At 65.4% G+C, this 6,240-nt stretch carries 9 protein-coding genes; 7 read left to right on the top strand and 2 right to left on the bottom strand.

Features of this window, described 5'->3' with window-relative positions:
* Positions 1-177: 177 nt before the first annotated feature.
* The gene (locus AC1RNP_RS18860) at positions 178-750 is read right to left on the bottom strand and encodes a Maf family protein (RefSeq protein ID WP_493052837.1); all 573 of its coding nucleotides are present in this window, start codon (positions 748-750) and stop codon (positions 178-180) included.
* 33 nt (positions 751-783) lie between these two features.
* Complete coding sequence (locus AC1RNP_RS18855; protein ID WP_493052836.1) at positions 784-1,155, bottom strand: hypothetical protein; 372 nt, start codon at positions 1,153-1,155, stop codon at positions 784-786.
* A gap of 132 nt (positions 1,156-1,287) precedes the next feature.
* On the opposite strand from AC1RNP_RS18855, the gene AC1RNP_RS18850 reads away from it, so the two are divergent.
* The 7 genes from AC1RNP_RS18850 (at position 1,288) to fabG (ending at position 6,117) form a co-directional block, all read left to right on the top strand.
* Positions 1,288-1,797 (top strand): YceD family protein, encoded by a 510-nt coding sequence (locus AC1RNP_RS18850; RefSeq protein ID WP_493052835.1) that lies wholly within the window; start codon positions 1,288-1,290, stop codon positions 1,795-1,797.
* 85 nt (positions 1,798-1,882) lie between these two features.
* On the top strand, positions 1,883-2,077 hold the full coding sequence (rpmF, locus tag AC1RNP_RS18845; RefSeq protein ID WP_493052834.1) for a 50S ribosomal protein L32: 195 nt from the start codon (positions 1,883-1,885) through the stop codon (positions 2,075-2,077).
* 178 nt (positions 2,078-2,255) lie between these two features.
* Positions 2,256-3,251: a beta-ketoacyl-ACP synthase III gene (locus AC1RNP_RS18840; RefSeq protein WP_493052833.1), complete on the top strand. Its 996-nt coding sequence runs from the start codon at positions 2,256-2,258 to the stop codon at positions 3,249-3,251.
* A gap of 64 nt (positions 3,252-3,315) precedes the next feature.
* Positions 3,316-4,035, top strand: a complete 720-nt coding sequence (locus AC1RNP_RS18835) for a BUD32 family EKC/KEOPS complex subunit (RefSeq protein WP_493052832.1) — start codon at positions 3,316-3,318, stop codon at positions 4,033-4,035.
* Between the two features lie 155 nt (positions 4,036-4,190).
* Positions 4,191-5,135: an ACP S-malonyltransferase gene (gene fabD / locus AC1RNP_RS18830; protein WP_493052831.1), complete on the top strand. Its 945-nt coding sequence runs from the start codon at positions 4,191-4,193 to the stop codon at positions 5,133-5,135.
* A complete protein-coding gene (locus AC1RNP_RS18825) occupies positions 5,135-5,329 on the top strand; it encodes a DUF1737 domain-containing protein (protein ID WP_493052830.1) in 195 nt (64 codons plus the stop codon). The genes fabD and AC1RNP_RS18825 overlap by 1 nt, the downstream gene beginning before the upstream one ends.
* 23 nt (positions 5,330-5,352) lie before the next feature.
* Positions 5,353-6,117 (top strand): 3-oxoacyl-ACP reductase FabG, encoded by a 765-nt coding sequence (gene fabG, locus AC1RNP_RS18820; RefSeq protein WP_493052829.1) that lies wholly within the window; start codon positions 5,353-5,355, stop codon positions 6,115-6,117.
* Positions 6,118-6,240 lie beyond the last annotated feature (123 nt).

Genomic DNA, 6,240 nt, shown 5'->3' with positions numbered 1-6,240 from the left:
GTTTCTTTTGACGCTTATCAAAAGAAATGAACTCGCCCCTTCAGGGGCGAAACGCTTTTGCTGTTACAGAGAACTGTAAAGAAATGAACTCGGTCGCGTAGCGGACGAAACGCCTTTGCTTTGCTGCCAAGCAAGCAACGCAGCCAGCAGAAGCAGAAGCAGAAGCAGAAAACCAAACTACGGCAACTGAAACCCAACCTCCCGCAACAACCGCGCAGTCTCAATCAACGGCAACCCAATCAACCCGGTCGGATCCCGCGACTCGATCGCGGTGAACAACGTGATCCCCAACCCTTCCGACTTGAAACTGCCCGCACAATCAAATGGCTGCTCGACATCCACATAACGCTCGATCTCATCCGGCAACAGATTGCGGAAGCGAACCAGTGTCGTGTCGAGGGTGGTGAGGATCGGTCCGTCCCAATGCGCGATCGCGACCGCGGTGTGGAAGGCGACGGTGCGCCCGGACATCGCGCTCAGCTGGGCGATGGCGCGTTCGCGGTGGCCCGGCTTGCCGAGCGGGTCGCCGTCGAGTTCGGCGATCTGGTCGGATCCCAGCACCCAGGCATCGGGTTTGCGGGCGGCCACGGCGCCCGCCTTCATCGGGGCCAGGCGCTGCACCAGTTCGAATGGCGTTTCGCCGGGCAGGGGCGTTTCATCCACTTCCGGGCGGATGACCTCGAAGGGGAGGTTCAGGCGCGAGAGCAGGGCCTGGCGATAGCGGGAGGTGGAGGCGAGGATCAGGTTCATTGGTCGGATCGTCCGTGTCTCAGGGGCGGGAGCCTAATGCAAGGACGCACGGGCGCGCTCGATCCGCCACAGTTGCTGGTCGATGCGCTGGCGAGCGGCGTCGATCGATTCCCGGACCGAGCGCAATTGGTCGAGGGAGGCCCGGCTGCCATGCTGTTGTAGCCACAGGCGCTGGCGCAGCATTTCCTGCATGGCCTCGCGGACGGGGTCGATGGTGGCGCCGGCGGAGGCCTCGATTTCGGCCCGGGCGGCCCGGAGGCGGGCTTCCAGTTCGTCGGCGGCATCCAGGAGCCGGCCCACGGCGTGCCTGCGGGCACTGGCGCGGTGGCGCAGCCAGAATGTGGCGGCGAGCCCGGCCAGGACAACGGCGGCTGCGGCGGCGATCGGGACGAGGATCGGCGTCAAGGCGGGCTCCGGCGGGTGGACGGGCAGTCTGCCGCGCCTCTGGGCGGCGGGCAAATTCCTCCGCCACGACAAGGGTTTGCGGCCCGGGCGGGTTTGACAGCGGGTGGGGGTGCCTTTAACATTCTGCGGCTTATGTCCGCAGAAGTGCCCGAGATGCTCGATGCTTGGCGCATGGTCGCGGCCAGGCGCGGTTTCGAGGGCCGCCAGCCGTTGTCCTCGCTGCCGCGTTTGCGCGAGGCGTTGCTCGATGACGAAGGCGAGGTGATGTTCGCCCTCGATTTCGATCGCGACACGCTGCAGGTCCCGTACGTGGAGTTGCGAATCGAAGCCGCGCTGCCGCTGCAATGCCAGCGCACGCTGCAACGCTTCCTGCTTCCGGTGAGCATGGTGCAGCGGCTCGGCCTGATCCGTGATGAAGCGGACGAAGCCGCGCTGCCGCCGGGCTACGAGGCGCTGCTGGTCGCCGAGGACGGCATGCTGCATCCGCTCGAACTGGTTGAGGATGAACTGATCCTCGCCGTTCCGCTGGTGCCGGTGAAGCCGGGCTCGGAGACGGTCGAACGCGACTGGCCGGTGCAGGCGGACGAGGAAACACGCGCCAATCCGTTCTCGGCCTTGGCGGCATTGAAGAAGAAAGATTGAGTCGAGGCAGCTGACTCGAAAGCATTTGAAACACCACGCAACACCCCAGAATTCCGTTATCCCGATTTAAAGCTGGAGCAATCCCATGGCTGTGCAGAAGTCCCGCGTTACCCCCTCCCGCCGTGGCCAGCGCCGTTCGCACGACGCGCTGACCGCCAAGCAGCTGTCGACCGACCCGACCTCGGGCGAGACCCATCTGCGCCATCACGTCAGCGCCGACGGCTACTACCGCGGCAAGCAGGTGATTCAGCCGAAGACCAAGGTCGTCGAAGAAGACTGAACCCGGCTTCCGTCCCCGCGCCGTGCCGTTTTCCGGTCCGCGGGGTTCCGCCGAAATGAATGCTTGAGAGCCAGACGCCGGAATCTTCCCGTCTTGCTGCGTCATCGACGCGGCCTGATCGGTGAAGTCTCCGGCGCACGGCTTTTGAGACTTCCCGATGCAAGGGCAAGGTCTTCCGATGAGTGAGTCCGTTTCGAATAAGCGCATCTACGCGCGCATCGCCGGCACCGGCAGCTACCTGCCGGAAAAAGTGCTGACCAACGACGATCTGGCGAAGATGGTCGACACCAGTGACGAGTGGATCGTCACCCGGACCGGCATCCGCGAGCGCCATATCGCCGCCGAAGGCGAAACCACCGGCGACCTGGCCTACCACGCCGCCGTGCGTGCGATGGAAGCGGCTGGTGTCAGTGCCGCCGATCTCGACATGATCGTCCTGGGCACCACCACGCCCGATCTGATCTTCCCGTCCACGGCCTGCCTGCTGCAGAACCGCATCGGTGCCAACGGCATCGCCGCGCTCGACGTCAATGCCGCTTGTTCGGGCTTCGTCTACGCGCTGGCGGTGGCCGACAAGTTCATTATTTCCGGTGCCGCGAAGACGGTGCTGGTGGTCGGTGCGGAAACGCTCACGCGCATGGTCGACTGGACCGAGCGCACCTCGTGCGTGCTGTTCGGTGACGGCGCCGGCGCGGTGGTGCTCAAGGCCGATACCGAAACCGGCATCCTCAGCACGCATCTGCATGCCGATGGCAGCAAGAAGGACCTGCTGTGGAATCCGGTCGGTGTCTCGACCGGCTTCAAGGAAAACGAGAAGAACGCCGGTTCGCGCATCAACATGAAGGGCAATGACGTCTTCAAGTATGCGGTGAAGGCGCTGGACGCGGTCGTGGACGAAACCCTGGCCGCCAACAATCTCGACAAGCACGATCTGGATTGGCTGATCCCGCATCAGGCCAACCTGCGCATCATCGAAGCCACCGCCAGACGCCTGGACATGCCGATGGATCGCGTGGTGGTGACCGTCGACAAGCATGGCAACACCTCGTCCGGCTCGGTGCCGCTCGCGCTCGATGCGGGCATTCGTTCCGGCAAGATCCAGCGCGGCCAGCTGCTGCTGTTGGAAGCCTTCGGCGGCGGCTTCACCTGGGGATCGGCGCTGCTGCGCTATTGAGCGAAGCTCGATCGCGATTCCGGCATTCACGCGATGCGGAATGCCGGACGAAGACGATTTCGTCATGTCCGTCCGTTCCACCGTTGTCGAAGGCCGCCGCGCCTGGATCAAGTCGTACCCCGATGGCGGCACCCGCCGGTTCAGTCTCGCGGTGCTCGATGCCATCGCCCGCCGGCTCGCGCTGGGCGCGTTGCGCCCGCCGCCGCATCGCAGCGGCCCCAAGGCCAAGGCCACCGAAGCACGACGCCTGCGCGAGCTGCATGCGCAGGGCGTGCCCGTGCCGGCGTTGCTGGGCGAAGACGAAACAACGCTGCGGCTTGGCGATCTCGGCCCGTCACTGGCGATGAAACTGCGCGAGGTGGGCGACGATCACGAACGGGTGGATGCATTGACGCGCGCGGCCATCGCCGCGATGGGTGGCGCGCATCAGCGTGGCGCCTATTTCGGCCAGCCGTTGCCGCGCAACATCGCCGTCGATGACGCAGGCCGCATCGGCTTCCTCGATTTCGAGGAAGACCCGCTCGAAGTGATGACGCTCGAACAGGCGCAGGCGCGTGACTGGGTGCTCTTCACGTTCGGTATCGCGCCGTATTACGACGATCGTCCGGATGCGCTGATCGGCATGCTCAACCAGGCCTTTCGTGAAGAACCCGTGGACGTCGGCCTGCATGCGCGCGCCGTCGGCGATCGCCTGCATTGGCTGGAGCGGCCGTTGCGCCGGCTCGGCCGCTCGGCGCGCGCGCTGGCGCATTCGATCTTCGCGATCCGCAGTGCAGCGGCGTGACGCGGGCTGACGTGATGCGGGCTGACGTGACACGGGCTGGTGTGACGGGAGCCTCACGCATACGCCCCAGTACAGACAGGGGCGCCGGTTCGCACGTATCATCGCCAGCCTCTTATCGCCCGTCTTAATCGTCGCCCCATGCAAGGAACAGGCGCTTGACCGCTTCCACGCTCGCATTCGTGTTCCCCGGCCAGGGCTCGCAGTCGCTGGCGATGCTGGCCGAATTGTCGGAACTGCACCCGGTCGTCCGCGAAACGTTCGTGGAAGCGTCCGATGGCGCGGGCGTCGATCTCTGGGCCTTGTCGCAGGGCGGCCCGGAAGAGCAGCTCAACCACACCGAATACACGCAGCCGGCGCTGCTCGCGGCCGGCATCGCCGTCTGGCGCGCCTGGAATCAGCAGGGCGGCTCGCGGCCGGCCTGGCTGGCCGGCCACAGCCTCGGCGAATACTCCGCGCTCGTCGCCGCCGAAGCGCTGTCGCTGCGCGATGCCGCGCATCTGGTGCGCATCCGCGGACAGCTGATGCAGGAAGCCGCGCCAGCCGGCACCGGCGCGATGGCGGCGGTGATCGGCGCCGAGGACGAACTCGTGCGCGCAGTCTGCAACGAGGCGTCGGGCAGTGAAGTCGTGGTGCCCGCCAACTACAACTCGCCGGGCCAGATCGTGATCGGCGGCCATGCCGCCGCGGTCGATCGCGCGCTCGCGCTGCTCGCCGAGAAGGGCGTGCGCAAGGCGGTGAAGCTCGCCGTCAGCGTGCCGTCGCATACGCCGCTGATGCGCGAGGCCGCGAACCGTCTTTCCGAAACCATGGCGGGCCTGCAGTGGCGCGAACCGCGCCTGCCGGTCGTGCAGAATGTCGATGCCGAAGTGCACGAAGGCATCGCCTCGATCCGCGACGCGCTGGTGCGTCAGCTCTACCTGCCGGTGCGCTGGACCGATTGCGTGCAGGCGCTCGCCGCCAGGGGCGCGACGCGCGTGGCCGAATGCGGCCCGGGCAAGGTGCTCGCGGGCCTGATCAAGCGCATCGACAAATCGCTCGATACGCGCACGCTCGGCACGCCGGGCGAATTCGACGCCGCCATTCAAGAGTGGAAGGGCTGATGAAGGAAAAGCCAGACGCTCTTCCCACCTATCGCTTGTTGACGGGGCCGGATGACGACAGGTTCTGCCAGCGAGTGAGTGAGATGCTGGAGATGGGATACGTATTGCATGGAAGCCCCGCCGCGACTTTCGACGGCACCAGGGTCATTGTCGCGCAGGCCGTGGTTTGGCCCGGCGCACGGACGATCGATTAATTGATTTTCCCGGAGTGTTTTGGATGAGTGGAATTCTTGCCAACGAAGTCGCCCTCGTCACCGGCGCCAGCCGCGGCATCGGCGCGGCGATCGCAGACGAACTCGCCGCGCAGGGCGCCATCGTCATCGGCACCGCCACCAGCGAGGCCGGCGCGCAGGCGATCGATGCTCGTTTAAAAGCGATTGGCGCGCGCCTGCAGGCCGCTGGCGGGCAGGGCCGGGTGCTCAACGTCACCGAGCCGGAAGCGGTCGATGGGTTGATCGACGCGGTGGCCAAGGAAGTCGGCCCGATCTCGATTCTCGTCAACAACGCCGGCATCACCCGCGACAATTTGCTGATGCGGATGAAGGACGAGGACTGGCAGGTGATTCTCGACACCAACCTCACCAGCGTCTATCGCACGTCGAAAGCGGTGATGCGCGGCATGATGAAGGCGCGCAAGGGCCGCATCATCAACATCGCCTCGGTGGTGGGCGTGACCGGCAACGCCGGGCAGGCCAACTACGCCGCGGCCAAGGCCGGCATCATCGCGTTCTCGAAGTCGCTGGCGAAGGAGATCGGCTCGCGCGGTGTCACCGTCAACGTGGTTGCGCCCGGGTTCATCGCCACCGACATGACGAAGGACCTGCCGGAATCGGCGAAAGAGGCGCTGCTGGGCCAGATCGCGCTTGGCCATCTGGGCGAGCCGGCCGATATCGCGCGTGCGGTCGCGTTCCTTGCCGGGCCGGGGGGCGCGTACATTACGGGGGAAACCCTGCACGTTAACGGTGGCATGTACATGCCATAAGAATCGCGGCTAAGTTGCCGTTTTTAAAAGGTTGAGTCTTGTATTTTTTGATTTCAGAAACCTCACGTTTGCCGTCCATGGCGGCGCATCGTAGGCTTCGGAACGTCCGGCCCGGCCATCCAT

Source organism: Luteimonas sp. GW821-FHT14E02 (genome assembly GCF_058803905.1).
Note: the sequence above shows the minus strand (reverse complement) of the source record. Positions and strands in the feature narration are given on the sequence as shown.

Bases quoted from the DNA above. Each gene is read 5' to 3' on its own strand.
- AC1RNP_RS18835 (WP_493052832.1), top strand. From the start codon at position 3,316: ATGTCCGTCCGTTCCACCGTTGTCGAAGGCCGCCGCGCCTGGATCAAG.
- AC1RNP_RS18825 (WP_493052830.1), top strand. From the start codon at position 5,135: ATGAAGGAAAAGCCAGACGCTCTTCCCACCTATCGCTTGTTGACGGGG.
- rpmF (WP_493052834.1), top strand. From the start codon at position 1,883: ATGGCTGTGCAGAAGTCCCGCGTTACCCCCTCCCGCCGTGGCCAGCGC.
- fabG (WP_493052829.1), top strand. From the start codon at position 5,353: ATGAGTGGAATTCTTGCCAACGAAGTCGCCCTCGTCACCGGCGCCAGC.
- AC1RNP_RS18850 (WP_493052835.1), top strand. From the start codon at position 1,288: ATGTCCGCAGAAGTGCCCGAGATGCTCGATGCTTGGCGCATGGTCGCG.
- AC1RNP_RS18860 (WP_493052837.1), bottom strand. From the start codon at position 750: ATGAACCTGATCCTCGCCTCCACCTCCCGCTATCGCCAGGCCCTGCTC.
- AC1RNP_RS18840 (WP_493052833.1), top strand. From the start codon at position 2,256: ATGAGTGAGTCCGTTTCGAATAAGCGCATCTACGCGCGCATCGCCGGC.